The organism is Xanthomonas arboricola pv. juglandis, from assembly GCF_001013475.1.
Classification (GTDB): domain Bacteria; phylum Pseudomonadota; class Gammaproteobacteria; order Xanthomonadales; family Xanthomonadaceae; genus Xanthomonas; species Xanthomonas arboricola.
Genome location: NZ_JZEF01000005.1, coordinates 425,325 through 450,791, shown reverse-complemented (window position 1 = coordinate 450,791; position 25,467 = coordinate 425,325). Strand labels below are relative to the sequence as shown.

At 65.9% G+C, this 25,467-nt stretch carries 24 protein-coding genes; 11 read left to right on the top strand and 13 right to left on the bottom strand.

The genetic code is table 11. The features are described 5' to 3' along the window. Positions 1-40: 40 nt before the first annotated feature. The 6 genes from XARJCFBP2528_RS19160 to XARJCFBP2528_RS19135 all read right to left on the bottom strand — a co-directional run bounded on the left by XARJCFBP2528_RS19160 (position 41) and on the right by XARJCFBP2528_RS19135 (position 9,058). Positions 41-2,869: a 2-oxoglutarate dehydrogenase E1 component gene (locus XARJCFBP2528_RS19160; protein ID WP_016901545.1), complete on the bottom strand. Its 2,829-nt coding sequence runs from the start codon at positions 2,867-2,869 to the stop codon at positions 41-43. Positions 2,870-3,049: 180 nt separating this feature from the next. Beyond that, entirely contained in the window at positions 3,050-3,979 is a 930-nt protein-coding gene (locus XARJCFBP2528_RS19155; RefSeq protein WP_016901544.1) for a GNAT family N-acetyltransferase, read from the bottom strand. Further along, entirely contained in the window at positions 3,976-5,466 is a 1,491-nt protein-coding gene (locus XARJCFBP2528_RS19150; RefSeq protein ID WP_026064105.1) for a ribosomal protein uL16 3-hydroxylase, read from the bottom strand. The genes XARJCFBP2528_RS19155 and XARJCFBP2528_RS19150 overlap by 4 nt, the downstream gene beginning before the upstream one ends. 192 nt (positions 5,467-5,658) lie before the next feature. Next, entirely contained in the window at positions 5,659-6,273 is a 615-nt protein-coding gene (locus XARJCFBP2528_RS19145) for a DUF3060 domain-containing protein (RefSeq protein WP_016901542.1), read from the bottom strand. Between the two features lie 58 nt (positions 6,274-6,331). Beyond that, a complete protein-coding gene (purB, locus tag XARJCFBP2528_RS19140) occupies positions 6,332-7,699 on the bottom strand; it encodes an adenylosuccinate lyase (protein ID WP_016901541.1) in 1,368 nt (455 codons plus the stop codon). A gap of 36 nt (positions 7,700-7,735) precedes the next feature. Beyond that, entirely contained in the window at positions 7,736-9,058 is a 1,323-nt protein-coding gene (locus tag XARJCFBP2528_RS19135) for a hemolysin family protein (protein WP_026064104.1), read from the bottom strand. Positions 9,059-9,347: 289 nt separating this feature from the next. Here XARJCFBP2528_RS19135 and XARJCFBP2528_RS19130 point away from each other — a divergent pair, with 289 nt between their 5' ends. Further along, complete coding sequence (locus XARJCFBP2528_RS19130) at positions 9,348-10,754, top strand: class II fumarate hydratase (protein ID WP_016901539.1); 1,407 nt, start codon at positions 9,348-9,350, stop codon at positions 10,752-10,754. A 120-nt stretch (positions 10,755-10,874) separates the two neighbouring features. Here the strand turns inward: XARJCFBP2528_RS19130 and XARJCFBP2528_RS19125 are convergent, their stop codons facing one another. The 7 genes from XARJCFBP2528_RS19125 to XARJCFBP2528_RS19095 all read right to left on the bottom strand — a co-directional run bounded on the left by XARJCFBP2528_RS19125 (position 10,875) and on the right by XARJCFBP2528_RS19095 (position 15,369). After that, entirely contained in the window at positions 10,875-11,297 is a 423-nt protein-coding gene (locus XARJCFBP2528_RS19125) for a hypothetical protein (RefSeq protein ID WP_016901538.1), read from the bottom strand. A 203-nt stretch (positions 11,298-11,500) separates the two neighbouring features. Then, positions 11,501-12,031 (bottom strand): YggN family protein, encoded by a 531-nt coding sequence (locus XARJCFBP2528_RS19120; protein WP_016901537.1) that lies wholly within the window; start codon positions 12,029-12,031, stop codon positions 11,501-11,503. 34 nt (positions 12,032-12,065) lie between these two features. After that, positions 12,066-12,890 carry a DUF4097 family beta strand repeat-containing protein gene (locus tag XARJCFBP2528_RS19115; protein WP_016901536.1) on the bottom strand — a complete coding sequence of 275 codons (825 nt, stop codon included), beginning with the start codon at positions 12,888-12,890 and terminating at the stop codon, positions 12,066-12,068. Positions 12,891-12,900: 10 nt separating this feature from the next. Continuing rightward, a complete protein-coding gene (locus tag XARJCFBP2528_RS19110) occupies positions 12,901-13,887 on the bottom strand; it encodes an ABC transporter permease (RefSeq protein ID WP_016901535.1) in 987 nt (328 codons plus the stop codon). Next, the gene (locus XARJCFBP2528_RS19105) at positions 13,884-14,759 is read right to left on the bottom strand and encodes an ABC transporter ATP-binding protein (RefSeq protein WP_016901534.1); all 876 of its coding nucleotides are present in this window, start codon (positions 14,757-14,759) and stop codon (positions 13,884-13,886) included. The genes XARJCFBP2528_RS19110 and XARJCFBP2528_RS19105 overlap by 4 nt, the downstream gene beginning before the upstream one ends. Continuing rightward, positions 14,756-15,118 (bottom strand): GntR family transcriptional regulator, encoded by a 363-nt coding sequence (locus tag XARJCFBP2528_RS19100; protein ID WP_003483692.1) that lies wholly within the window; start codon positions 15,116-15,118, stop codon positions 14,756-14,758. The genes XARJCFBP2528_RS19105 and XARJCFBP2528_RS19100 overlap by 4 nt, the downstream gene beginning before the upstream one ends. Positions 15,119-15,120: 2 nt before the next feature. Continuing rightward, the gene (locus XARJCFBP2528_RS19095) at positions 15,121-15,369 is read right to left on the bottom strand and encodes a hypothetical protein (RefSeq protein WP_047125004.1); all 249 of its coding nucleotides are present in this window, start codon (positions 15,367-15,369) and stop codon (positions 15,121-15,123) included. A 134-nt stretch (positions 15,370-15,503) separates the two neighbouring features. On the opposite strand from XARJCFBP2528_RS19095, the gene XARJCFBP2528_RS19090 reads away from it, so the two are divergent. From XARJCFBP2528_RS19090 to XARJCFBP2528_RS19045, 10 genes are all read left to right on the top strand, one after another. Continuing rightward, a complete protein-coding gene (locus tag XARJCFBP2528_RS19090; RefSeq protein ID WP_016901532.1) occupies positions 15,504-16,061 on the top strand; it encodes a glutathione peroxidase in 558 nt (185 codons plus the stop codon). Positions 16,062-16,151: 90 nt separating this feature from the next. Further along, positions 16,152-17,123, top strand: a complete 972-nt coding sequence (locus tag XARJCFBP2528_RS19085) for an FKBP-type peptidyl-prolyl cis-trans isomerase (RefSeq protein WP_047125003.1) — start codon at positions 16,152-16,154, stop codon at positions 17,121-17,123. Positions 17,124-17,147: 24 nt separating this feature from the next. After that, entirely contained in the window at positions 17,148-18,497 is a 1,350-nt protein-coding gene (locus tag XARJCFBP2528_RS19080) for a UDP-glucose dehydrogenase family protein (protein WP_047125002.1), read from the top strand. Next, positions 18,490-18,726, top strand: a complete 237-nt coding sequence (locus XARJCFBP2528_RS19075) for a SlyX family protein (protein ID WP_016901529.1) — start codon at positions 18,490-18,492, stop codon at positions 18,724-18,726. Before XARJCFBP2528_RS19080 ends, XARJCFBP2528_RS19075 begins: the two co-directional genes overlap by 8 nt. Positions 18,727-18,744: 18 nt before the next feature. Continuing rightward, the gene (locus tag XARJCFBP2528_RS19070) at positions 18,745-19,482 is read left to right on the top strand and encodes a DUF2058 domain-containing protein (RefSeq protein ID WP_343122745.1); all 738 of its coding nucleotides are present in this window, start codon (positions 18,745-18,747) and stop codon (positions 19,480-19,482) included. Positions 19,483-19,718: 236 nt separating this feature from the next. Beyond that, positions 19,719-20,564 carry a transporter gene (locus XARJCFBP2528_RS19065; RefSeq protein WP_039812786.1) on the top strand — a complete coding sequence of 282 codons (846 nt, stop codon included), beginning with the start codon at positions 19,719-19,721 and terminating at the stop codon, positions 20,562-20,564. 108 nt (positions 20,565-20,672) lie between these two features. Next, complete coding sequence (locus tag XARJCFBP2528_RS19060; RefSeq protein WP_047125000.1) at positions 20,673-21,854, top strand: LacI family DNA-binding transcriptional regulator; 1,182 nt, start codon at positions 20,673-20,675, stop codon at positions 21,852-21,854. A 13-nt stretch (positions 21,855-21,867) separates the two neighbouring features. Next, positions 21,868-23,178, top strand: coding sequence for an L-fucose:H+ symporter permease (gene fucP, locus XARJCFBP2528_RS19055; RefSeq protein ID WP_039812780.1), 1,311 nt, complete (start codon positions 21,868-21,870; stop codon positions 23,176-23,178). Next, on the top strand, positions 23,175-24,161 hold the full coding sequence (locus XARJCFBP2528_RS19050; protein ID WP_016904985.1) for a carbohydrate kinase family protein: 987 nt from the start codon (positions 23,175-23,177) through the stop codon (positions 24,159-24,161). The genes fucP and XARJCFBP2528_RS19050 overlap by 4 nt, the downstream gene beginning before the upstream one ends. Continuing rightward, entirely contained in the window at positions 24,158-25,363 is a 1,206-nt protein-coding gene (locus XARJCFBP2528_RS19045; protein WP_047124999.1) for an AGE family epimerase/isomerase, read from the top strand. Before XARJCFBP2528_RS19050 ends, XARJCFBP2528_RS19045 begins: the two co-directional genes overlap by 4 nt. The last annotated feature ends 104 nt before the right edge of the window (positions 25,364-25,467 follow it).

Below are 25,467 nucleotides of genomic sequence, written 5' to 3'. Positions count from 1 at the left end.
GGGGAGCGTCCTAGGGTTTTCGTTCTTTGGGGAAGAGGAGTTATTCAGCGACTTGGTCGTTGAACGGATTGAGGAGCGCATCGGCGACCAGCTTCTGCTGTTCGACGATGTGGTCGGCCATATGGCCGGCGGCAGGCGAGGGCGAACGGGCACGGCCGGCGTAATGCAGGCTCTGGCCGCTGGCCAGGCAGAAGTTCAGATGGTGGCGGATCTGGTACCACGCACCCTGATTCTGCGGTTCTTCCTGGCACCACACCACATCGGTGGCGTTGGCATAGGCCTTGAGCTCGGCGGCCAGCTGCGCACGCGGGAACGGATACAGCTGCTCCACGCGCAGGATGGCGACGTCGTCCTGGCCACGCTTGGTCTGGTCTTCGAGCAGGTCGTAATAGACCTTGCCCGAGCACAGCACCACGCGCTTGACCTTGCCGACATCGGCCTTGGCGTCGGGAATCAGATGCTGGAACTCGCCCTCGGCCAATTCTTCCAGGCTCGATACCGCCAGCTTGTGGCGCAGCAACGACTTGGGCGTCATCACCACCAGCGGCTTGCGGGTGGTCATGCGCATCTGGCGGCGGATCATGTGGAAGCACTGCGCCGGCGTGGTCGGTACGCAGACCAGCATGTTCTCCAGCGCGCACAGCTGCAGGAAGCGCTCCAGACGCGCGGAGCTGTGCTCCGGGCCCTGGCCTTCATAGCCGTGCGGCAGGAACAGCGACAGGCCCGCGATGCGGCCCCACTTGGCTTCGCCGGCGGCGATGAACTGGTCGATCACCACCTGCGCGCCATTGGCGAAGTCGCCGAACTGCGCTTCCCAGATGCACAGCGCATTCGGGTCGGTGGTGGAGTAACCGTATTCGAAGCCCATTACCGCTTCTTCGCTGAGCAGCGAGTCGATGATGGTGGCGTCTTCGGGGTTCTGCACCAGCTGGCGCAGCGGCAGGTGGTAGCTGTCGGTCTTCTGGTCATGCAGGATCGCGTGACGGTGGAAGAACGTGCCGCGACCGGCGTCCTGGCCGACCAGGCGCAGCTTGTGGCCTTCGGCCAGCAAGGTGGCATAGGCCAGGTTTTCGGCAAAGCCCCAGTCGCCGGCCTGCTCGCCGGCGGCCATCTTGACGCGGTCGTCGTAGATCTTGCCAACGCGCGCATGCAGCTCGACGCCTTCCGGAATTGTGGTGATCAGTTTGGCCAGACGGTCCAGCTGCTCGCGCTTGACGCGGGTGTCGACCGGATCGGCAGCGGTGCCGACCAGATACTTGGACCAGTCGATGGCGAATTCGTCCGGCTTGCGCGTCGCCAGTTCGGTGGTGTACTCGCCCGAATCAAGCTTGTTGCGGTAACCGTCGACCAGCGCCTTGGCCTCGTCGGCGCTCAGCACGCCGTCGCTTTCCAGCTTGGCGGCGTACAGCTCGCGGGTGGTCTTGTGCTTGCGGATGGTCTGGTACATCACCGGCTGGGTCGCTGCCGGTTCGTCGGCCTCGTTATGGCCCCAACGGCGGTAGCAGACCAGGTCGATGACCACGTCCTTCTTGAACTGCTGGCGGAATTCGTAGGCCAACTTGGACACGAACATCACCGCGTCCGGGTCGTCGCCGTTCACGTGGAAGACCGGCGCGCCGATCATCTTGGCCACGTCGGTGCAGTACAGCGTGGAACGGGCGTCGTCGCGGGCGCTGGTGGTGAAGCCGATCTGGTTGTTGACCACGATGTGCACGGTGCCGCCGACGGCGAAACCGCGCGCCTGCGACATCTGGAACAGTTCCATCACCACGCCCTGGCCGGCGAATGCGGCATCGCCGTGGATCAGGATCGGCAGCACGGTCTTGCGCTCGGCATCGCCGAAGCGTTCCTGACGCGAACGCACGCTGCCGACCACGACCGGGTCGACGATTTCCAGGTGCGAGGGGTTGAAGGCCAGCGCCAGATGCACCTGCTTGTCGCCACCGACCGCGATGTCGGCCGAGAAGCCCATGTGGTACTTGACGTCGCCGGTGTGCGCGCGGTCGTCGTGGGCGTGCTCGAACTTGCCTTCGAACTCGTCGAACAGCTTGCGCGGGTTCTTGCCCAGCGTATTGACCAGCACGTTGAGGCGGCCGCGGTGGGCCATGCCGATCACGATGTCCTTGACCTGATCGTTGCCGGACTGGCGAATGATCTCGTCCATCATCGGGATCAGCGCGTCGCCGCCTTCCAGCGAGAAGCGCTTCTGGCCGACGTACTTGGTGTGCAGGTAGCGCTCCAGGCCTTCGGCGGCGGTGAGCCGCTCCAGCGTGCGCTTGCGGCTGGCCGCGTCGCCGGCGATCTTGCCACCGGCATCTTCCAGGCGCTTGTAGATCCACTGGCGCTGGTCGAATTCCTGGATGTGCATGAACTCTGCGCCGATGGTGCTGGCGTAGGTCGCCTTCAGGCGGGCCAGCAGATCCTTCAGCTTCATGCGCGGCTGGCCGCCGACGCCGCCGGTGCTGAACTCGCTGTCCATATCGGCCTGCGACAGGCTGTGGAACGGCAGGTCCAGATCGGGCGGGTTGACCGGCGGGGTCAGGCCGAGCGGATCGAGCTGCGCGCCGAGGTGGCCGCGCGCACGGTAGGCGGTGATCAGGCGGCCGACGTTGCGCTCGCGCTCGTCACTGGCCGCGGCGCCGGTGCCGGCGTTGGCAGCCTGCTTGGAGGCGATGAGGATGTGGGCAATGGCCGCCGAGTGCGGTACATCACCGGCATCGCGACCCTTGAAGCCATCGAAATAGCTCTTCCACTTCGGGTCAACACTGTCCGGGGCGACGAGGTACTGCTCGTACAGATCCTCGATATAGGCGGCGTTGCCGCCGGCGAGCTGCGATGACTGTGCGAACTGCTTTAGGAGATTATCCACGATGGTAAGTCGGGTCTGCTGTGGGGATGATTGTGCGGAAGCGGCGGGGCGAGATGCCCTGTCGGTCGGTCTCAAATCTCGAAAAATTATACCCCCTTGCGCTAGTGAGGGGGCGTCTGCCAGCTGACCGGACGGGTAGGTGCAACCGCCTGGCGCCTACGTGCGAAGGGCGCTGCGGTCTCAGATGTCGAGTGCGCGCGGTTCGTTCCAAAGCGCGCTGCGCTCCCATATCTGCGCGAATTCGCGCTCCAGCTGGCGGCTGCGCGCCGCGCCCGACAGCCAGGTTTCGCCATCGTCGAAGCGATGGCCTGTTGGACGAAAGTAGTAGGCGTCATCGCCCACCACATAGGCCGACGCGAAGCTGGCATCGACCGGATCGCTGACCGCACGGAAGCGGAACACGCTGGGCAGGCGCTGGGCCAGCCGCAGCATCGCGCTGCTGTTGGCGCCCGCGACGGCGGTGTCCTGCACCAGCACCTGCACGCGCTTGTCGTGGCGGGCGGTGGCGAAGCGGCGCAGCGCATCGAGCACTGCGGCGTCGTCGAACAGCGGCGGATCCAGTGCCCGCGTATAGATCAGCACCTGGCGGCGTGCGGCGCACAGCAGACCGGTGGTGGCGGCCAGGGCCGCGCGCAGGTCGTCCACCGCCATCGGGCCGTCGAGACGGCGGTGCAGCGGCCTGCCCGGACGATCGCCCGCCGTTGCGGCGCGAGCGGGGTGCCGGTCGGAAGAGGTGTCCGGCAGGAAGCCCAGGCGTGCGAAAGCGGCCTCGGCGTCTGTGTTCACGCGGGTTCGTAGGCCGGGCCAGCCGCATTGTTGCGCGCTGGCGACGGCGGCTGCGAGCAACCGGTCGGCCAAGCCGCGGCGGCGCCAGCCCGGCAGCACGCCGAGCCGGTCGATGCGCCGATCTGCCGTCAGCCGCACCGAGCCGATCAGCTGGCCGTCCTCGCTGCGCAGCGCCAGGTGCAGGCTGAGCGGGTCCAGGGCGTCCCAGTCGGCAGCGCTGTCGTCGGTGCTGCCGGTACCGCAGGCCAGGCGCAGCGCACGCAGGGCTGCGGCGTCGGACGCCGCATCCAGCGAAACGATCTGCGGCCCGGCCTGGGAACTCATGCGCGCTGGTCGGACCCGTCGTCGTCGCCAGCGTCCGATGCCGCGTCGTCGTCGGCCAGCCCGCTGTCGTCGTCCTGGTCGGCATCCTCGCCTTGTTCGGCCTCCTCAGCCTGGGCCGGACCGTCCGCGGCATCGGCGACCTGCTCGACGTCGGCCTCGGCGTCGATCTCATCGTCCGCGTCCGGCGTGTCGGCCCCTTCGTCGGCATCGTCGTGGTCGCCCGACAGGCTCAGGACGTGGGCCTGGTCGTCGTCGATGTCCTCGATGTCGTCCTCCGCCTCCTCGTGGGCGCGCTGGTAATGGCCCTGCGCCAGCAGCTCCAGCACCACCTCGCGGCCACGGTTGGACAGCTGCGCATACAGCGCGCCGTCGATCTCTTCGGCTGCGGCCAGACGTGCGGCATCCTTGGCCGACAGCGCGAATTCCAGGCCGCTGCAGAACAGGGTGGCGCCACGCTTGGCGCGCCGCCAGGCCAGCCGCGACCAGGGGTGACGGTGCAGCAGCACGCCTTCTTCCAGCGCCTGCTCGACCGCCTCGCGGGGAATCGGTTCGGGTGCCGGCACTACGTCGCCGGAGGCGCGGTAGGTGGTCATGAAGCGGCCGAACCAGTCGCCCAGGCGATCCGGGTCGTTCATGCGCAGCGCGTTGAGCGCTTCGACCACGCGGTTCATCGCGGTGACGTCGATCTCGTACGGATCGGCCGGCACCTTGAGGTCTTCGTCGTGATAGCGCACGGCCTCGTCGGCATCGGCGATCAAGGTGTCCAGATAGTCGCCGATCAGCTCGGCCGAGGACGGCGCGCGGGTGCCGATGGAGAAGGTCAGGCAGGCGTCTTCGGCCACGCCGTGGTGCGGCACCAGCGGCGGCAGGTACAGCATGTCGCCCGGGCCCAGCACCCAGTCGTGGGTGGGCTTGAAGTCGCGCAGCAGCTTGAGCTCGACATCGTCGCGGAACGCCAGCGGCGCGGCCTTGCGGCCCTGCTGCGCGCGTGCGTCGATCTGCCAGCGCCGGTGGCCCTGGCCCTGCAGCAGGAACACGTCGTAATGGTCGACATGCGCGCCCACCGAGCCGCCGGTGGCGGCGAAGCTGATCATGATGTCGTCGATGCGCCAGCGCGGCAGGAAGCGGAACTGTTCCAGCAGCGCGCACACGTCGGCGTCCCACTTGTCCACGTCCTGCACCAGCAGGGTCCAGTCATGGTCGGGCAGGCCGGGGAAGTCGGTTTCCTGGAACGGGCCGGTGCGCACGTTCCAGTCGTCGGTGGCGCGGTCGTGGCTGATCAGGCGTGCCAGCACGCCGTCTTCGCAGGCCAGGCCGGCCAGGTCTTCGGGCTGCAGCGGGGACTGGAACTCCGCAAACGCGTTGCGGATCAGCAGCGGATGCTTGTGCCAGTAGTTGCGCAGGAAGCGCTCGATCGGCATGCCCAGCGGCTGGTCGCGGGTGGCGTGGATCTCGAAGGGCAGTGGCGCGCCTTTCCTGGCGGCGATCTTTTTTGCGGGGGTCTTTTTCATGGTGTCACGGGTCCGACTGGAGGGCCGGCGCGGTGCGGCCGGCGAGGTGGCTTATTGTCGCCCAGCCCGCCATGCGCTGCCTTGCATGCGGGTGTCGCGGTGAGGTTGCGGTGCGCGTCCGGGCCATGCAGGGCCGGGGATGCAGCTGGGTGTCTCGGTGTCAGCAGATCAGCGGGTGGAGATCTGGTTGTCGCTGCCGTAGTCGTTGACCATCGCAGTGCCGGATTGCTGGGTGATGCGGTTGCCGCGGCCGTGCAGCGTGGCGGAGGCGATCGCCTGCGCCTGTACCTGGTTGTCGTCGCCCGGCACCAGCAGCGTGCCGATGCGGCCGGCCTTGAGTGTGGAGGTGCGGCTGAACAGTTCGATGGTGCTGGCATCGCCGGCGAGGGTGACCTGGGCATCGTTGCCGACCATGCGCACTGCCTCGGCGCGCTCGATCTGCACGATCGCATGCTGGCCCAGCACCGCGATCGTGCCGCAGTCACCCTTGAGGACCAGATTGGCGTTCTGGCCGGTCAGATCGACGTTATGGCCGTCGCAGCTGACCGTGCCGCTGGTCGAGGTGACCATCAGTGTCGGCCGCTCGCCGTTGCTGGCGACCTGGGTGGCGCCGTCCATGCTCGGCACCGACGGAACCGGTGCGGCCGCCACGCCGGCCGGCGCGTGCGGCGCGGCAGCGGGGGAGTCCGGGTGCGAGTCGGGAGTGGCCTGCTTCCCGCAGGCCAGCAATCCGCAGGCCACCGACGCAAGCAGGGAGGCAGACAGCAGCGCGCGCAATGCCATGGCAATACTCCTGGCAGCTGGATACAAGGGCGTGATACCGGTGGATGGATACCGCTGCTTAGATCGCGCGCGCCAGCTGTTCGGCCAGCCCGGTGTAGGCACCCGGCGTCAGCGCCCGCAGCCGCTGCTTGTCCTGCTCCGGCAACTGCAGGCTCTCGACAAAGGCCTGCATGGACGCGGCAGTGATGCCCTGGCCGCGGGTCAGCGCCTTGAGCTGCTCGTAGGGGTTGGGCAGGCCGTGGCGACGCATCACCGTCTGCACGGCTTCGGCCAGTACTTCCCAGGCCGCATCCAGATCGGCATCCAGGCGTTCGGGATTGACGGTCAGCTTGCCAAGGCCCTTGGCCAGCGAATCCAGCGCGACCTGGGTATGGCCGAACGCGGTGCCGAGCGCGCGCAGCACGGTGGAGTCGGTGAGGTCGCGCTGCCAGCGGCTGATCGGCAGCTTGGCGGAAAAATGCTCGAACAGCGCATTGGCGATGCCGAAATTGCCTTCGGCATTTTCGAAGTCGATCGGGTTGACCTTGTGCGGCATGGTCGATGAACCGACTTCGCCCTCCTTGAGCTTCTGCTTGAAGTAGCCCAGCGAGATGTAGCCCCAGATGTCGCGCGACAGGTCGATCAGGATGGTGTTGACGCGGCGGCTGGCGTCGCCGATTTCGGCCACGTTGTCATGCGGCTCGATCTGGGTGGTGTAGGGGTTGAACACCAGGCCCAGGCTTTCGACGAAGCGCTGCGCGAACGCGGCCCAGTCCAGCTCCGGGTACGACACCAGGTGCGCGTTGTAGTTGCCGACCGCGCCGTTGATCTTGCCGGTGAGTTCGACCGCGGCGATCTGCTTGCGCTGCCGCTCCAGGCGCGCGACCACATTGGCGATTTCCTTGCCAAGCGTGGTGGGCGAGGCGGTCTGGCCATGCGTGCGCGACAGCATCGGCTGGCCGGCCTGGGCATGGGCCAGGGTGCGCAGGCTGGCGGTGATGCCGTCCAGCGTCGGCAGCAGCACCTCGCGGCGCGCCTGCTCCAGCATCAGGCCGTAGCTGAGGTTGTTGATGTCCTCGCTGGTGCAGGCGAAATGCACGAATTCCAGCGCCGGGCCCAGCTCGGCATCGTCCTTGAGCTGTTCCTTGATGAAGTACTCCACCGCCTTGACGTCGTGGTTGGTGGTGCGCTCGATCTGCTTGACCCGCGCGGCATCGCCGACGCTGAAGTCGTCGGCCAGGCGGCGCAGGGTCTGGGTGGCGGCGGCCGAGAACGGCGCCAGCTCGGCGATGCCCGGCTCGGCGGCCAATGCCAGCAGCCATTCGATCTCGACCTTGACCCGCGCCCTGATCAGGCCGTATTCGGAGAAGATCGGGCGCAGCGCATCCACTTTGGAAGCGTAGCGGCCGTCGAGCGGGGACAGGGCGAGCAGGGCGGAATCCGACATGGGCAGGGCACTGGGAGGCTGGCGGGGGTGCGTATTCTACGCCGCCCCGGCGCCGGCTTCGCCGATCGGCCGCACCGTGATGGCCTGGATCCGGTGCCCGGCCATGCGCCGCACGGTCAGTGCGTGGCCGTCCAGCTCCAGGGTTTCGCCTTCTTCGGGCAGCCGTTGCAATTGGTGCACTATCAGCCCGCCGACCGAATTGACGTGGTCCGGCGCGCTCAGGTCCTGGCCCAGCAGACGTTCCAGGCGGAAGATCGACGTGCTGCCGGCCACCAGCAGCGAGCCGTCCTGGCTGCGGATCGGGGCATCGCGCATCACGTGGCGGTGCTCGTCCTCGATCTCGCCGACCACCACTTCCAGCAGGTCTTCCAGGGTGAAGAAGCCCAGGATGCGGCCCTCGTCCTCCACGCACAGCGCCAGATGGGTGGTGCCGGTGCGGAACTGCTCCAGCGCGCTGGGGATCGGGGTTTCCAGGGTCAGCAGGGTGGGCGGGCGCAGCAACGGGCGCAGATCGTCCAGATCCTGGCTGCGTGCCATCGCCACCAGCAGATCCTTGGTGTGCAGGATGCCCAGCACCTGCTCGCCGTCGGCGTCGAACCACGGGTAGCGGCTGTAGCGCGACTCGCTGAACTCGGCCAGCACCGATTCCAGCGTCATGCCTTCGCGCAGGCTGCGCAGGTGCTCGCGCGGGCGCATCAGGTCGCCGGCGACCAGGTCGGGCAGTTCCAGTGCATGGCTCATCAGGGCCAGCCCGTGATCGGGCGTGGCGGCGTTGGGATCCTGGCGGCCGACGATCAGCATCAGCTCCTCGCGTGAATAGCGGTGCGACTGGTGTTCCACATCGCCCCAGCCCAGCACCCGCAGCAGGCGGTTGGCGCTGGTGTTGAGCACCCAGATCGCCGGGTACATCAGCCAATAGAACACGTAGAGCGGCGCGGCGGTCCACAGCGACATCCGCTCCGGGCGGCGGATCGCCATGGTCTTGGGCGCCAGTTCGCCCAGCACGATGTGCAGGAACGAAATCAGGCTGAAGGCGATCGCCAGTGCGGTGAACTGTGCCGCTTCCGGCGACAGGCCGGCGGTATCGAACAAGGGCTGCAGCAGATGCGCGAAGGCCGGCTCGCCGACCCAGCCCAGGCCGAGCGAGGCCAGGGTGATGCCGAGCTGGCACGCCGACAGGTAGGCATCCAGATGCGCATGTACCCCGAGCAACAACCGTCCACGCCAACCGTTGTTCTGCGCCAGGCCCACCGCCTGCGTGTGGCGCAGCTTGACCAGCGCGAACTCGGCGGCAACGAAGAAACCGTTCAACAGCACCAGCAGCAGTGCGACGAACAACAGCAGCACATTACCCAACATGGCGTCCGCCTCCATGGCGCGTAGCGGCGGTGACGCGGTATGTCAGCGGCTGCGCGTCAGTGCCGGGGCGGTGTGCAAGCAAGCAAGACGCAAACGATGCGTTTCTACAGTCAGGGTCGTCGCCCATGGCGGCGTGGTACCTCGTATGGATCATTGGGCAGTCTAGCCCAGGGCTTGCGACGACACGGTCGCAACGCCGCGAGCGAGTATCGTAGGCAGCCTCGCCAGCGTGGGTACGCCCGCTGCCAGCCATCCATCACCACAAACCAACCATGTGCGGAGAGTGCAGATGAGCGAACGTTTCAGGACCGAACACGACAGCATGGGCGAATTGCAGGTGCCCGCCGATGCCTTGTGGGGCGCGCAGACCCAGCGTGCCGTGCAGAATTTTCCGGTGTCCGGCCAGCCGATGCCGCGTGGCTTCATCCGCGCGCTGGGGCTGATCAAGGCCGCTGCGGCCGGCGTCAATGCCGAGCTCGGGCTGCTGCCCAAGTCGATCGGCAAGGCCGTGCAGGACGCGGCGCTGCAGGTCGCCGACGGCACGTATGACGCGCAGTTTCCGATCGACGTCTACCAGACCGGCTCGGGCACCTCGTCCAACATGAATGCCAACGAGGTGATCGCCACGCTGGCCACGCGCGCCGGCAAGGACGCGGTGCATCCCAACGATCACGTCAACCTCGGGCAGAGTTCCAACGACGTGGTGCCCACCGCGATCCGGGTGTCGGCGTTGCTGGCGGTGCAGGAACACCTGCAGCCGGCGCTCAAGCATCTGCGCAAGACCATCGACAAGCGCGGCAAGGGGCTGAACAAGGTCGTCAAGACCGGGCGCACGCATCTGATGGATGCGATGCCGCTGACCTTTGGCCAGGAATTCGGTGCATGGTCGGCGCAGCTGAGTTCGGCGCAGGAGCGCATCGACGATGCCCTCAAGCGCCTGCGGCGGCTGCCGCTGGGCGGCACCGCAATCGGCACCGGCATCAATGCCGATCCGCGTTTCGGCGGCAAGGTGGCCAAGGCCTTGTCGGGCTTGAGCAAGTTCAAGTTCGAGAGTGCCGACAACAAGTTCGAAGGCCTGGCCGCGCAGGACGATGCGGTGGAGTTGTCCGGTCAGCTCAATGCGCTGGCGGTGGCATTGATCAAGATCGCCAACGACCTGCGCTGGATGAATGCCGGCCCCCTGGCCGGGCTGGGCGAGATCGAGTTGCCGGCGCTGCAGCCGGGCAGTTCGATCATGCCGGGCAAGGTCAACCCGGTGATTCCCGAAGCCACCGTGATGGCCTGCGCGCAGGTGATCGGCCACCACACTGCGATCACCGTGGCGGGGCAGACCGGCAACTTTCAGTTGAACGTGACGCTGCCGTTGATCGCCTACAACCTGCTGGACTCGATCAACTTGCTGGGCAATGTGGCGCGGCTGCTGGCCGATAGCGCGATTGCCGGGTTGAAGGTGCGCCAGGAGCGCGTGCGCGAGGCGCTGGACCGCAATCCGATCCTGGTCACCGCGCTCAACCCGATCATCGGCTACGAGAAGGCCGCGGCGATCGCCAAGCGTGCCTACAAGGAACAGCGCCCGGTGCTGGACGTGGCGCTGGAAGACAGCGGGCTCAGCGAGGCGGATCTGCGCCGTTTGCTGGATCCGGCTGCGCTGACCCGCGGTGGCATCCAGGCCGGCAGCACGGGCGGCGGTGGCTGACCACCGCAGCGTGCGCGCGTAGGAGCGCGCCTGGGCGCGATGGGGCTTTATCGACAACGCCCCGTCGCGCCCAGGTGCGCTCCTACACGGCATTGCGCGAATCCGCGGCGTTGCCAGGACTCAGTGCCGCTCGGCCTGCACGTTGCCGAAGCTCTCGCGATACGGCTGCAGTGACGGGATTTCATCGAGCAATTCGCCGCTGAGCTTCTGGATCTCCGGCGTGGCGGTCAGCTTGATCGACTTGTACTCCGGATCCGCGCCAGCCTCGTTGACGGCCTGCTGCCGCAGCATCTGCAGGTGCCCGAACAGCAGCTGCAACTTGGCGCGCGTCGGCTCCTTTTGCGGCAGCGCGATATCGTCGATCTTCAGCGTGCCGTCCGGGGTGATTTCCGCATTGGCCGCCGGTGGGCGGCGGATCATCACCGACTGGGTGGTGATGGCAACGCGCGGCTTGCCGCGTTCGGCGCGCCGCGACGACTGGTCGCCGCAGGCGGTCAGGGCGCATAGCAGAAGCGCCATGCAGAGCATCACCAACTTGTTCATGGGGTCGCCGGGTTCAGGGAGCGCACTAGTGTAATCCCGCTCCGACCAGCCGATCGGCGCCTGCGGCACATGGCGCGGCTGACAAGCTGTCGCAGGCGGTATCGGGTGCCTGGCGTGCGCGCAGCAATCGGCGTGACGATCCCTCCGGTTCCGATCAGTCGCTGCGCCCGTCGTTGCGGGCGCAGCGGCGATCCAGGCCACGCTTACTTGCGGCAGTCGTCGATATCGTGCTGGGTGAGGGTCGAGTACGGCGCGAATGCCGGCACCAGTTGCGCGGCGGCGTCCTGCGCGTTGCGCAGCTTGGCCAGCTGATCGCAGATCTGCATCGCAGTGTGTTTGAAGGTTTCCGCCTGCGCTTCGATCTTGTCGCCGATCTGGTCGGTGTTGCCGCTGAGCACGCCCTTGAGTGCTTCGCCGGCGGCATGCGCACCGAAGGCCGCGCCCTGCGTGCCAATGTCGATGCCTTTATCGGCGACGCCCTGGATCTGCACGTAGACACCGCGCATCGCCTGCCGCTGCGCATCGTTCAGGCTCACCGGCTTGCCGGCGATGCTGAGCGCGCCATCCACGCCGATGGTGGCCGCGGGCAGGCCGTCGCGGTGGAGCGTCAGGCTCTTGCCGTTGAAGATCACCCCGTTCGCGTTGGTCTTGCCCGACACCACGACCGTGGGTTCGGACTTGCCGCAACCGACCAGCAGCGCACCCACCAATACCGCAGAAATCAACAGTTTCATCAGCCGTTCCCCTCTTGAATGGTCAATGCAGCGGTCAGTTGTCGGTCGGCACGCGGGTGGTGCCGGCCACATCGCTGACGTCGATATCGCCGCTGCCCTTGCGCGCGACGCTGACGTCGCCGCGCACCTTGTGCACGCTCAGGGCGCCGGAGTTGACCGCTTCCACGCCGACATCGCCTTGCACATCGTCGATGTCGACATCGCCGGAGCCGATCGTGCCGAACTTGACGTTGCCTGCCACGCCGCGCAGCTTGACGTCGCCCGAACCGACCTTGCCAACCTCCGCTGCGCCATGCACCTGCCTGGCCTTGAGATCGCCCGAGCCGATCGCCAGCACGCGCAGCGACCCCATCTCTTCCAGTTCGATATCGCCGGAACCGACCTTGGCGGTGACCCGGCCCCTGGTGCGGCGGATGGCCATGTCGCCGGAACCGACATCGGCACTCACGGCCGCAGCGCCGCTGATCTCGGCGTCACCGGAGCCCACGTCGAACTGCACCAGCAGCGTGTCCGGCACGCTGCCGCGCAGGTCCAGGTACGAGTAGCTGTCGCCGATGGAGATGCGCAGCGGGCGGTCATCGGCCAGCGTCACCACCAGCTTGTCGCCGACGCGCTTCTGGGAGACGGTCAGGCCCTTGAGCAGATCGGCCCTGGCGGCGCAGGCGCGGCCGCCCAGGCGCCCGCCGTTCCCCGGCGCGGCGTCCAGATGCAGGTCGTTTGAGCCGACCTCGAACAGCACCGACTTCACTCCGCTCAGCTTCAACTCCAGGCTGCGCGGTTCGGAGAACTTGCATTGCTCCTCGGCAAACGCAGCGCCGGGCACGGCGAACAGGATGGCCAGACTCAGCAGACGACGCATGGGATGTCCTTCAGGCTTCGGAGCGCCGACGGCGCAGGTAGATGGAGGCGGCGATCAGGGCTACGCCGATTGCAGCGCCGATCCAGATGTCCGGATTGCCGTAGACCCGTGCGCTGTCGGTGTGCTGCAGCGCCCACTGCACCAGGTCGTTGGGGGTCTGCATCGCACTGCTGTCGAGGTTGCCGCTGACCGCACGCGGCGACCAGGTGCCGGGCAGGGCGCTGAGCAGGCCGCGGTAGCCGACGATGTACCAGATCCAGCCGATCGGCAGCGAGATACCCGGCATCGCCGAGAGGATGCTCAGCATCACGCAGGCCAGCAGCGGAAACAGCACCGCCCACAGGAACGGCTTGCTGGTGGCCCAGGCCGAGCAGAACATCAACCAGCCCACCGTCGGCAACGCCCACAGCAGACTCATCGGCACGGTCTTCAGCAACAGCCACAGCAACGCGAACGGGTGCGAATGGGTGGCCAGGGCCCAGGGGCTGGGGACGCCGGCGATCGAGGCGCCCACGATGGCGATCAGCCACAGTGCCAGGCCGACCAGCACGCCGATCACGATGGCGATCAGCGGCGCCAGCAACAGCGCCCAGGCGGCCTTGGACAGCACCGTCTGCACATCGGACACCGGCAGCGATTTCCAGAACAGCACGCTGCGGTCGCGGCGGTCGTCGTACAGGCTGCCCAGCGAATAGAAGAACACCACGAACGCCAGGACCACCGAGGCGATGCCGATGCCGCCGAGCAGCAGGCCGTCGCCGACCTGGCCCAGGGTGCGCGTGTATTCGGCCAGATCGTCCATCGTGATGCTGTCGCCGATCATGTTGCGACGCGCGCTGATCGCGCCGATCACCGCGCCCAGCAGCGCGAAGAACACCGCGATGCCGCCGGTGATGATCTGTGCCCAGACGAAACCGCCACGGTGTTCCCAGTACTCGCGTTTGAGCAGCCAGCCGAACGTGCGTGCGGGAGAAGCTTGGTGAGTGAGTGCATTCATGCGTAGGTCCCCTTCATGACCGCAACGAACAGGTCGGCAAGGCCGGGATTGCGGGTTTCGCCAAAACGGGCGAGCTGCGCTTTCGGCACGCCATCGAACAGCATCACGGTCTTGCCGAACGGCAGGCTGCGCTCGTCGATCGGCTGCAGGCCTCTGGCGGCGTCGAGATGCTCGGCACCCACCAGCACTTCGGTGTATCGCTCGGCCACGTTTTCCATGTCGGCGGTCAGCACGATGCGGCCGTCGCGGATGAACATCACATCGGTGAGGATGTGTTCGATCTCTTCGACCTGGTGGGTGGTGACGATGATGGTCTTCTGTTCGTCGAAGTAGTCCTCCAGCAGGCGCTGGTAGAACTGCTTGCGATACAGGATGTCCAGGCCCAGGGTGGGCTCGTCCAGCACCAGGATGCGGGCATCGATCGCCATCACCAGCGCCAGGTGCAGCTGCACGATCATGCCCTTGGACAGTTCGCGCACCCGCGACTTGCGATTGAGCTGCGTATTGGCCAGGAAGCGTTCGCACTTGGCGCGATCGAAGCGCGGATGCACGCCGGCGACGAAGTCGATCGCCTCGCCAACCCGCAGCCAGCGCGGCAGTACCGCCACGTCGGCGATGAAGCAGACCTCGTTCATCAGCGCATTGCGCTGGGTGCGCGGATCCATGCCGAGCACGCTGAGTTCGCCATCGAAATCGGTCAGCCCCAGCACCGCCTTGAGCGCAGTGGTCTTGCCGGCGCCGTTGGGGCCGATCAGGCCGACGATGCGCCCGGCGGCGATGGTGAAGCTGGTGTTGTCCAGCGCGAGCCGATGCTTGTAAGCCTTGCGCAGGCCACGTGCGTCGACCACATGGTCGGAGGAGACGGCGGTCATGGTGTTTTTCCCTGTGGCAACAGATCGTCGATGGACAGTCCCAGGCGCTGGATGCGTTCCAGCACTGCGGGCCATTCTTCATTCAGGAAACGCTCGCGCTCGCTGCCGCGCAATTTCTGTGCGGCCTCCGGGGTCATGAACATGCCCAGGCCGCGGCGTTTCTCCACCAGGTTCTCGTCGGCCAGTTCCTGGTAGGCGCGCGAGACGGTGATGGGATTGAGTTGGTAGTCGGCCGCCACCTGCCGTACCGAGGGCAGGGCGTCGCCAGGCTTGAGGATTCCATCGAGCATCATGGCTATCACCCGTTCCTTGAGTTGGCGGTAGATGGGAGCGCCGTCGCTCCATTGGATGTCGTTCATGGTCAGCTCCGTGGACGCAGAACCTGCGCGAAGGAGAAATAGGGCATCGACAGCGAGGTGCGCAGGTGCCGGCTGGGCCGGGTGCGCGCCTCGGGGGGAGTTGTCGCGTTTTCCGTAACCGCCTCCGACACGCCATAATCGGCGCCGGACTCCGTGACCTGACTGGAAGCGGCTCCCAGGCAACCAATGGCGAACAGGGCGCTGCCGAACAGCAGCAATGGAGCTGGTCGCGTGAAGCGTGTGCTGTTCATGCTTTCCCCTGCGTTGGATGACTGGTGTTGTATTAAACTATAACACCGACACGCAGACAGTCAACTGCCTGTCATACCCAACTGATGGCACCCCGCGTCGGCGGGTGGCCCGGACCTATCGAAAGGGATCGCTCATGTTGCTCAAGCGTCTGCTGGTCGTTGTATTCGCTGGCTTTTTCTCCGCCTCCGCGCTGGCCGCCGGCGCGCCGGTGCTGGATCTGGATTACCGGCCGCTGGCCGGCAAGGCGCCAATCAACCTGAACCGTACCTACGGCGGCAAGGTGCTGATGGTGGTCAATACCGCCAGCAAGTGCGGCTACACGCCGCAGTACGAAGGGCTGGAGGCGCTCAACCAGCGTTTCGGCAGCCGCGGTTTTTCGGTGCTGGGCTTTCCGTCCAACGATTTCCAGGGGCAGGAACCGGGATCTGAGAAGCAGATCCAGGAATTCTGCACGCTGACCTATGGCGTCAAGTTCCCGATGTTTGAGAAGGTGCATGTGCTGGGTGCGCAGGCCACGCCGCTGTATCAGCGCCTGACCCAGGCCACCGGTGTGGCGCCGGGCTGGAACTTCCACAAGTATCTGATCGGGCGCAATGGACGGGTGGTGGCGCAGTTCCCCAGCAAGATCAAACCGGACGATCCGAGCGTGCTGGCGGCAATCGAACGCGAGCTCAACGCGCCGTCGCGCTGAGCACGGCGCTCGCAAGGCCACGCGCACATGCGACAATGCGCATTCAGCGCCGGCGTCGGCGTGTCTTTTCACTTTCGGGAAGTGCATCGAATGAAGATGGGAAAGCGCGGCGCGGCGGCGTCGCTACTGATGGTGGCACTGTCGGCATCGATGCCGGCGATGTCGCAGCAACCGGCCGCAGCGGCCACCAAGGAGAAGCCAGTTTTGAATGCATCGTCTGAGAAGAGCACGCGCGACAACGTCAGCTACGCCATCGGTATGGACGTGGCACGTTCGTTCGAGCCGATTGCCCAGGACATCGATGTGAGCGCACTGCAACGCGCCATCGAGAATGCATTCAAGGGCGGCAAGCCGCTGTTGTCCGACGAGCAGACCCAGGCCACCGACACCGCACTGCGCACGGCGCTGGCGGCGCGTAACGGCCAGCAGGTTCCGGGCATGGCGCCGGGTAGCGCGCCGGCCGCGCCGTCCAAGGAAAATGTCGGCCTGATGCTGGGCGATCGCGCGGTCGGTCCGTCGCTGGCCGGCATCAAGGACGAGATCGATCTGTCGATCCTGATGGAAGCGGTGCGCACCGTGTTCGCCAAGGGCACCACGCGTCTGACCCAGCAGGAAGCCGCTGCCACCATGCAGGCGTTTGCCTCTGCCAAGCAGGGCGCTGCCGGCGCCAAGAATCGTGAGGAAGGCAATGCCTTCCTGGCCAAGAACAAGACCGAGAAGGGCGTGATCACCACCGCGTCGGGCCTGCAGTACACGGTGCTGCGCCAGGGCAGCGGCGAGCGTCCGATGCCCACCAATACGGTGCGCGTGAACTACGAAGGCAAGCTGCTCAACGGGCAGGTATTCGACAGCTCCTACCAGCGCGGCCAGCCGGCCGAGTTCGGTCTGAATCAAGTCATTGCTGGTTGGACCGAGGGCGTCGCATTGATGCCGGTCGGTTCGAAATATCGTTTCTGGATTCCATCCAACTTGGCCTATGGCCCGAACGGCACGCAGGGGGGGCCGATCGGACCAGACGCAACGTTGACGTTCGATGTCGAACTGATGGGTATCCTTCCCTGATCCCCCACAGGAGTACCCCCACCCATGCGAGTTGCGATCTTTGGTACCGGCTATGTTGGTCTTGTCACCGGTACCTGTCTGGCGGAAGTAGGTCATCACGTTATCTGCGTGGATATCGACCAGGCGAAAGTTGATGGTCTCAATCGTGGGGTGATTCCCATCTATGAACCCGGCTTGGAGCCGATGGTGAAAGCCAACCACGCCTCTGGCCGGTTGCGCTTCACCACCGATGCGGCCGAGGCGATTGCGCACGGCGAAATCACCTTCATCGCCGTGGGCACGCCGCCGGACGAGGACGGCAGTGCCGACCTGCAGTACGTGCTGGCGGTTGCGCGCACCGTCGGTCGGCATATCGATGGCCCGTCGGTGGTCGTCAACAAGTCCACCGTGCCGGTCGGCACCGCCGACAAGGTGCGCGCCGCGATCCAGGAAGAGCTGGACGCACGCGGCCTGGACCATGAGTTCGATGTGGTCTCCAACCCCGAGTTCCTCAAGGAAGGCGACGCCGTGGCCGACTGCATGCGTCCGGATCGCATCGTGATCGGCGCCAAGAAGCCGGCGGCCATTGCCCGCATGCGTCGTCTGTATGCGCCGTTCAACCGCAACCGCGATCGCATCGTGGAGATGGACGTGCGTTCGGCCGAGCTGACCAAGTACGCGGCCAACGCAATGCTGGCGACCAAGATCAGTTTCATGAACGAGATCGCCAACATTGCCGAGCGTGTCGGTGCGGACGTCGAGCACGTTCGTAACGGGATCGGTTCGGATCCGCGCATCGGCTGGCACTTCATCTATCCCGGCGCCGGTTATGGCGGCTCGTGCTTCCCGAAGGATGTGCAGGCACTGGCCAAGACCGCAGAGCAGTACGGCATGGAGCCGACCCTGCTCAACGCGGTGGAAAGCGTCAACAACGCGCAGAAGGGGCACCTGTTCGAACTGGTGCAGCGTCATTACGGCGCTGAGGGCACCGGCAGCATTGCCGGCAAGACATTCGCGGTGTGGGGCCTGGCATTCAAGCCCAATACCGACGACATGCGTGCCGCGTCCAGCCGCCGTTTGATGGAGCAGTTGTGGGAGGCCGGTGCCACCGTGCGTGCCTACGACCCGGAAGCAACCCATGAAGCCAAGCGCATCTTCGGCGAGCGCGACGATCTGACCTTCTGCGACGAGGCATTTGCCGCACTGGAAGGCGCCGACGCCCTGGTCGTGGTCACCGAGTGGAAGCAGTTCCGCAGCCCGGATTTCGGCAAGATCAAGCAGGCCTTGAAGGACGACGTCGTGTTCGACGGCCGCAACCTTTACGATCCGCAGGAAATCGAGGCCGCAGGTCTGGCCTACTACGCCATCGGACGAGGCCGTTCGTTGCATGCATGAGCAACTCTCGCCGCGCGACCAGGAACTGGACGCGCGGTTGGTTGAACTGGAAACGCGCCTGTCCTTTCAGGAGCAGGCGCTCAATGAACTGAGTGAAGCACTTGCGGACGCCCGTTTGACGGGCGCCCGCAATGCCGGACTGATCCGCCACCTGCTCGAGGATCTGGGCAAGGTGCGCTCCACGTTGTTTGCCGACGCAGCGGATGAACCGCCGCCTCCGCATTATTGATTGCAGATTGCCACCGCCATGAGCGATACCTTACGTGACCAGTTGCTTGGGTTGGGCTTCAAGTCCGCACCCAAGCCCGAACGCAAACCCGACGCACGGCCTGCCGCGCGTCAACATGGCAACGGTGGCAGGCCTGCGCCCGGCGGCAACAAGCCGGGCGGCCAGGGCAGGGGACCGCAGCGGCCGCATGCCGCTGCGGCGACCGACGGCAAGGGCGAGCGCAAGAATGACGGCAGGCCGGAGCGTCGCAACGATGGCAAGCCGGCAGGGTCGCAACGTCCGCCGCAGTCCACGGCCGACCGCCGCGGACCCAGGCCGGCACGCACGCGTGAGGATATCGACCTGGCCAAGGCCTATGCGATCCGCGCGCAACGCGAGAAGGACGAGCGCATCGAAGCCGAGCGGCTCAAGCAGGAAGAAGCACGCCTGCGTCGCGAAGCCAAGACCAAACTCGAAGAACTGCTCAAGGACAAGGGGCTGAATCATGCCGATGCCGATATCGCCCGGCATTTTCCGTATGGCGGCAAGATCAAACGTATCTATGTGACCGCCGATCAGCTCAAGGCGCTTAATGCCGGCGAGCTGGGCGTGCTGCAGCTCAATGGCCGTTACCTGTTGGTGACTGCCGAGGCACTGGCCGAGGCGGAAGCGGTATTTGCGCCATCGGTAGCATTGAAGGTGGACCCGAATGCGCCGGCAGGCGAAGACCCGTATGCCGATCCCCAGTACCAGGTGCCCGACGACCTGGTCTGGTAAGGCTGCGTAGATGGTTTTGCGTTGGCACATGGGCACCTGATGGGTGCCCATGTTTTTTGTGCGTTGCCCTGTGTGTTGCGTGCTTGAATCGTTACTTGCGCGCCTTCGGGTCGAGCTATGCGGCAAACGCACCGCCAGCGATACACGGGCCGGTCACGGTGCGCGCGGCACCATCGCCGCGTTACTGTCGACGCAGCCGGGCATGGTGCCCACTGCGTCGCTGCCCACTCCTGCCGATGGTGCCGCGTATGTCCATGTTGTCGAAAGAGTTGAAGTCCCGTGCCGTTGCGTCGGTTGCCTCCACCGCGCGTGGCGCTTCGGGTTTGCAGGCGACGCGCGCCACGGTGTTGGCCGCTGCCATGTTTGCGTTATGCGGGATGAGTGGGCAGGCCGCTGCACAGACGGGGGATGCGCCCGCGTTCGACCGTCCCGGCATTCCGTTTGCCGCCGAGGTGCTGCAGCCCGGTGTGTTCGCTTGGGAGCAGGGTCTGCCGGATGCGAGTACCGATCGCAGCGACGGACAGCGAATCACGCAGTACACCGCCGATACGGTGCTGCGCCTGGGCCTGTTCCAGAACGTGGAACTGCAGGTCGGCAGCGACAGCTACAACTGGCAGCACGGCGGCGGTGCGCATGTGCGTGGCGGAGGCGATAGCCATATCGGCCTGAAGGTGGCATTGCCGTCGCAGTCGGACAGCTTTCATTGGGCCGCGCTCGGCAGCTACAGCGTGCCGACCGGCAGCGCTGCCTTCAGCGATGGCTACGCGCGCGAACTGGGCGTGACCGCGTCCTGGGATCTGGCCCAGCAGCGCGCACTGGCGCTATACGTCAACTATGCGCGCGACAGCGACGGGCATACCTGGACCTTCTCGCCCAACTACACGTTCTTTTCCGGCGAGCGTTTCAGCAGTTATGCCGAGGCAGGTTTCGATACCGGCAGCGAGCATTCGCGTGTGGCCGGCGCCGGCGGTGCGTGGCAGCTGCCGCACGCGATGCAACTGGATGTCTCGGTGCTGCGCGGGCTGACCTCGGAGAGCCCGGACTGGCAGGGTGGAATCGGCCTGTCGATTGCGTTTCAGTGATGGGACGATGGAAGGCGGCGGCGAAGTCGCGGCTGCTGCCTATGTTGCACTGCCGCATGCATTGAGTGCCCGGAAAAGGCCTAATTGGATCGATCCAATCGACGCCAGATGCATGCGCACTTCTTCCATTGCAAGGTCGGCAACGTGACGCGTGCCAAACCGGCGCCCTCCACTTCGGAGGACGGCGACGCGCGCCGCAACGGACGCGGGGCGGTGACCCTGCGCGATATCGCCAGTGCCATCGGCGTATCGCGCGCGACGGTGTCGTTGGTGCTGCGCGGCAGCCCGCTGGTGCATGCGACCACGCGCGCGCGCGTGGAGGCCGAACTGGATCGGCAGCACTACGTCTACAACCGTGCTGCGGCCAATCTGCGCTGCCGCACCTCATCCAGCATCGCGCTGGTCATCAACGATCTGTCCAATCCGTTCTTTGCCGAATTCGCCGCAGGCGTGGACGAAGCGCTGGGCGCGGCGGGTTACGTGACCCTGCTCGGCAGCACCGGCGAATCGACGCAGCGCCAGCAGGCGGTGCTGACCTCGTTGATGGAGCACACCCCTGCCGGCATCATCCTGTCGCCGGCCGAAGGCAGCCAGGCACAGGCGCTGACCCAGGTGCTGGGGCGACAACACAACGTGGTGTTGTTCAACCGCGAAGTGGAGGGCGCGGGCTGGGATCTGCTGGCGCTGGACAACGAGCAGGGCGCGTTGCTTGCCTGCGCGCATCTGATCGCGCAAGGCCACCGGCGCATCGTGTTCTTCGGTGGCCATGCCGAATCCAGTTCCTGCCGGCAACGCCGCGCCGGTTACGCGCGTGCGATGGCCGATGCCGGTCTGGCCGTGCATTACGTCGAATCCGCACCGAATCGACAGGATGCTGCGCTGTGCGCCGCTGGCATGTTGGACCGCGCCGAGCACGATCGTGCAACTGCGGCGGTCTGCTACAACGACAGCGTCGCGTTGGGCCTGATGGCGGCGCTGGCTATGCATAGCATCGTGCCAGGGCGCGATTTCGCGGTGACCGGTTTCGACGATATTGCCGAAGCCGCGTTGTTTACGCCCGCGCTGACCACGCTGGCCGCAGATCCGCGCGCGCGCGGGCGCCAGGCTGCGCAATTGGTGTTGCAGCGTATCGGGAGTCCCACCCTTGCATCGCAGCGCCTGACCGCCGCAGTCGAATTGAAGATCCGCGCCAGCAGCGCCAGCAGCGCCAGCGCGTCAATCTCCGTGGTTCCGCTTCACTCCCCCAGCGATTCTCCCGCCCATTCCCCCACCAAGGCCTCAGGCCGCTGACCAGGCAATTCCTATGGTTTCCCTTTCCACGCAGTCCACAGTGCCTAGCGGCAACAAGGCGCCCGTCAACAACGGCGTTGCGTTGTCGGTCGTCACCACGATCTTCTTCATGTGGGGCTTTCTCACCTGCCTCAACGACATCCTGATCCCGCATCTGAAGGCGGTATTCGAACTCAACTTCGCGCAGGCGATGCTGGTGCAGTTCACCTTCTTCGGCGCGTATTTCCTGATGTCGCTGCCGGCCGGTTGGCTGGTGGCCAGGCTTGGCTACAAGCAAGGCATCGTGGCCGGGCTGGCGGTTGCCGCGGTCGGTGCGCTGGGCTTCTGGCCCGCAGCCGAACTGCGCGTCTATGGCGCATTTCTCGGCGCGCTGTTCGTGCTGGCCACCGGCATCACCATCCTGCAGGTGGCGGCCAACCCGTATGTCGCGCTGCTGGGTCCGGAGCGCAGTGCGTCCAGCCGCTTGACCCTGGCGCAGGCGCTCAATTCGCTGGGTACCGCGATCGCGCCGCTGTTCGGTGGCTGGCTGATCCTGTCCAACACGGTGATGAGCGGCGACCAGCTCAAGGTGCTGCCGGAAGCCGAGCAACTGGCCTATCGCGTGCAGGAAGCGCAAGCCGTGCAGGGGCCGTACATCGGTCTGGGCATCGTGCTGTTTCTGCTGGCGATCTTCGTGTTCCTGTTCCGTCTGCCGGCCCTGACCGATGCGGGCGCGCAGAAGGATGAAAGCAGGCATTCGCTGCTGGATGCGCTGGCGCATCCGCATGTGCGCTTCGGTGTATTGGCGATCTTCTTCTATGTCGGTGCGGAAGTGGCGATCGGCAGCCTGATGGTCAACTATTTCTCGTTGCCGCAGATCGGCGGGTTCACCGAGCGCGAGGCGACCCACTACGTGTCGGCGTACTGGACGCTGGCGATGATCGGCCGCTTCATCGGTTCGGCCTTGCTGGCCAAGTTGTCGCCGCGCGTGCTGTTGTCGGTGTTCGCCGGAATCAACGCACTGCTGCTGGGCCTGACCATGGCCAGCGGCGGCATGCTGGCGGTGTATGCGCTGGTGGCGATCGGCCTGTTCAATTCGATCATGTTCCCGACCATCTTTACGCTGGGCATCGAGCGGCTTGGCCCGCTGACCGGCCGCGCCTCGAGCCTGTTGATCATGGCCATTGTCGGCGGCGCCATCGTGCCGTATCTGCAGGGCCTGCTGGCCGACAGCATCGGTCTGCACGAGTCGTTCGTGTTGCCGCTGGTGTGCTACCTGTACATCGTGTTCTACGGCATCTGGGGCTCGCGTCTGCGCGGTGCACTGGCGGAGGCACGCGCATGAGTGCCTTGAAGAACCGGGTGGTGTGTTTTGGCGAGGCCTTGATCGATATGCTGGCACTGCCGCAGGCCGGTCCGGATGAGGCACGCACGTTTGCGCAATACGCCGGCGGTGCGCCGGCCAATGTCGCGGTCGCGGTGGCGCGCCTGGGCGGCGCAGCGCATTTCGTCGGCATGCTGGGGCGCGACATGTTCGGCGATTTTCTGCTGCAGAGCCTGCAGCAGGCCGGCGTCGCCACCGATGGCGTCGTGCGCACCGATCAGGCCAAGACCGCGCTGGCCTTCGTGGCGCTGGATGAAGCCGGCGAACGCAGTTTCAGTTTCTACCGTCCGCCTGCGGCGGATCTGCTGTTCCGGCCGGAGCATTTCGCCGCGGACGGCTTCACGCAGGCCGCCGTGCTGCATGTGTGTTCCAACAGCATGACCGAGCCTGCGATCGCGCAATGCACGCTGGACGGCATGCGCCGCGCACGCGCCGATGGCGCCATCGTCAGCCTGGATCTCAACCTGCGCCCGATGCTGTGGCCGCAGGATGTGGACCCGGCTGCACTGCTGTGGGAGGCGTTGGCGCTGGCCGATGTGGTCAAGCTCTCGCGCGAAGAACTCGATTACCTGGCCGGCACGCTCGATGGCGACGCCAGCGCGGTCACCCGCAAGCTCTGGCAGGGCCAGGCCAGCTGGTTGCTGGTCACCGACGGTGGTGGCCCGGTGCACTGGCAGACACGCACCGATTCGGGTCAGGTACCGGCCTTCCGCGTGCAGGTGCGCGACAGCACGGCAGCGGGCGATGCGTTCGTCGGTGGCTTGCTGTTTCAGCTGGCGACGCGTGCATCCACGCTGGAGCAGCTGTCCGGCGATGCCGCTGCGATCACCGAGGTGATCCGCTTTGCCGCGGCGGTCGGCGCGCTCGCGGTAACGCGCAAGGGCGCGTTTGCGGCCATGCCGAGCGTCGATGAAGTCCATTCCCTGATCCAGGAACAATCATGAGCCGTTTGCCTGCGAGCCCCGCACCCGATTTCCGTTCGGCCGATGTACTGCGTCAGCATATCGCCGACACCATGGCGTTCTACCACCCGCGCGCGATCGACCCGGCGGGCGGATTTTTCCAGTATTTCCGCGACGATGGTTCGATCTACGATGCCGGGCATCGGCATCTGGTCAGCAGCACGCGCTTCGTCTTTAACTACGCGATGGCATATCGCGAATTCGGCGATGCGCAGTACCTGCAGGCGGTGCGTCACGGCCTGGACTATCTGCGCAACGTGCATCGCAATCCGGCCACCGGCGGTTACGCATGGACCTTGCGCGACGGCGTGGTCGAAGACGACATGAATCACTGCTACGGCGTGGCCTTCGTGCTGCTGGCGTATTCGTGCGGCCTGAAGGCGGGCGTCGAGGAGGCGCGCGCATGGATGGACGAGACCTGGCAGCTGCTGGAAAAGCACTTCTGGGAGCCGGAATTCGGCCTGTACCGCGACGAAGCCGATGCGCAGTTCAACTTCACCAGCTACCGCGGTCAGAACGCCAACATGCACATGTGCGAGGCGATGATCGCCGCGTACGAAGCCAGTGGCGAGCAACGCTACCTGGACCGTGCGCTGTCGCTGGCCGACACCATGACCCGGCGCCAGGCGGCCAAGGCCGATGGCCTGGTGTGGGAACACTACGATCTGCAATGGAACATCGACTGGGACTACAACCGCGACAATCCCAAGCACCTGTTCCGGCCCTGGGGTTTCCAGCCGGGCCATCAGACCGAATGGGCCAAGCTGCTGATGCTGCTGGATCGCTACGCACCGACCGACTGGTTGTTGCCGACCGCGCAACACCTGTTCGATGTGGCGGTGGAGCGCTCCTGGGATGCGCAGCGTGGCGGGCTGTATTACGGCTTCGACCCGGACGGCAAGGTCTGCGACGACGACAAGTATTTCTGGGTGCAGGCCGAATCGCTGGCGGCGGCGGCGTTGCTGGCGCAGCGCAGCGGCGAGCCGCGCTACTGGCAGTGGTACGACAAGCTCTGGGCGTATTCCTGGGAGCACATGATCGACCATCGCTACGGTGCGTGGTACCGCATTCTGGATGCGGATAATCGCAAGTACAGCGACGAAAAGAGCCCCGCCGGCAAGACCGATTACCACACCATGGGCGCCTGCTACGAGGTCTTGAACGTTTTGCGGCCGGCTGCTTGATGCTGGCGTGATCAAGGGGCGCCGCCGCGCAATGCGTCGGCGCCGCGTAGGAGCGCCCCGGGGCGCGATGCGGCTTTACCGATAAAGCCTCGTCGCGCCCGGGT

Coding starts and splice junctions, on each gene's coding strand:
- XARJCFBP2528_RS19130 (WP_016901539.1), top strand. CDS start 9,348: ATGAGCGAACGTTTCAGGACCGAACACGACAGCATGGGCGAATTGCAG.
- XARJCFBP2528_RS19110 (WP_016901535.1), bottom strand. CDS start 13,887: ATGAATGCACTCACTCACCAAGCTTCTCCCGCACGCACGTTCGGCTGG.
- XARJCFBP2528_RS19065 (WP_039812786.1), top strand. CDS start 19,719: ATGGTGCCGCGTATGTCCATGTTGTCGAAAGAGTTGAAGTCCCGTGCC.
- XARJCFBP2528_RS19095 (WP_047125004.1), bottom strand. CDS start 15,369: ATGAACAGCACACGCTTCACGCGACCAGCTCCATTGCTGCTGTTCGGC.
- XARJCFBP2528_RS19100 (WP_003483692.1), bottom strand. CDS start 15,118: ATGAACGACATCCAATGGAGCGACGGCGCTCCCATCTACCGCCAACTC.
- XARJCFBP2528_RS19050 (WP_016904985.1), top strand. CDS start 23,175: ATGAGTGCCTTGAAGAACCGGGTGGTGTGTTTTGGCGAGGCCTTGATC.
- XARJCFBP2528_RS19120 (WP_016901537.1), bottom strand. CDS start 12,031: ATGAAACTGTTGATTTCTGCGGTATTGGTGGGTGCGCTGCTGGTCGGT.
- XARJCFBP2528_RS19045 (WP_047124999.1), top strand. CDS start 24,158: ATGAGCCGTTTGCCTGCGAGCCCCGCACCCGATTTCCGTTCGGCCGAT.
- XARJCFBP2528_RS19070 (WP_343122745.1), top strand. CDS start 18,745: ATGAGCGATACCTTACGTGACCAGTTGCTTGGGTTGGGCTTCAAGTCC.
- XARJCFBP2528_RS19080 (WP_047125002.1), top strand. CDS start 17,148: ATGCGAGTTGCGATCTTTGGTACCGGCTATGTTGGTCTTGTCACCGGT.
- purB (WP_016901541.1), bottom strand. CDS start 7,699: ATGTCGGATTCCGCCCTGCTCGCCCTGTCCCCGCTCGACGGCCGCTAC.
- XARJCFBP2528_RS19145 (WP_016901542.1), bottom strand. CDS start 6,273: ATGGCATTGCGCGCGCTGCTGTCTGCCTCCCTGCTTGCGTCGGTGGCC.
- XARJCFBP2528_RS19155 (WP_016901544.1), bottom strand. CDS start 3,979: ATGAGTTCCCAGGCCGGGCCGCAGATCGTTTCGCTGGATGCGGCGTCC.
- XARJCFBP2528_RS19075 (WP_016901529.1), top strand. CDS start 18,490: ATGCATGAGCAACTCTCGCCGCGCGACCAGGAACTGGACGCGCGGTTG.
- XARJCFBP2528_RS19060 (WP_047125000.1), top strand. CDS start 20,673: ATGCATGCGCACTTCTTCCATTGCAAGGTCGGCAACGTGACGCGTGCC.
- XARJCFBP2528_RS19105 (WP_016901534.1), bottom strand. CDS start 14,759: ATGACCGCCGTCTCCTCCGACCATGTGGTCGACGCACGTGGCCTGCGC.
- XARJCFBP2528_RS19090 (WP_016901532.1), top strand. CDS start 15,504: ATGTTGCTCAAGCGTCTGCTGGTCGTTGTATTCGCTGGCTTTTTCTCC.
- XARJCFBP2528_RS19085 (WP_047125003.1), top strand. CDS start 16,152: ATGAAGATGGGAAAGCGCGGCGCGGCGGCGTCGCTACTGATGGTGGCA.
- XARJCFBP2528_RS19115 (WP_016901536.1), bottom strand. CDS start 12,890: ATGCGTCGTCTGCTGAGTCTGGCCATCCTGTTCGCCGTGCCCGGCGCT.
- XARJCFBP2528_RS19125 (WP_016901538.1), bottom strand. CDS start 11,297: ATGAACAAGTTGGTGATGCTCTGCATGGCGCTTCTGCTATGCGCCCTG.
- XARJCFBP2528_RS19135 (WP_026064104.1), bottom strand. CDS start 9,058: ATGTTGGGTAATGTGCTGCTGTTGTTCGTCGCACTGCTGCTGGTGCTG.
- fucP (WP_039812780.1), top strand. CDS start 21,868: ATGGTTTCCCTTTCCACGCAGTCCACAGTGCCTAGCGGCAACAAGGCG.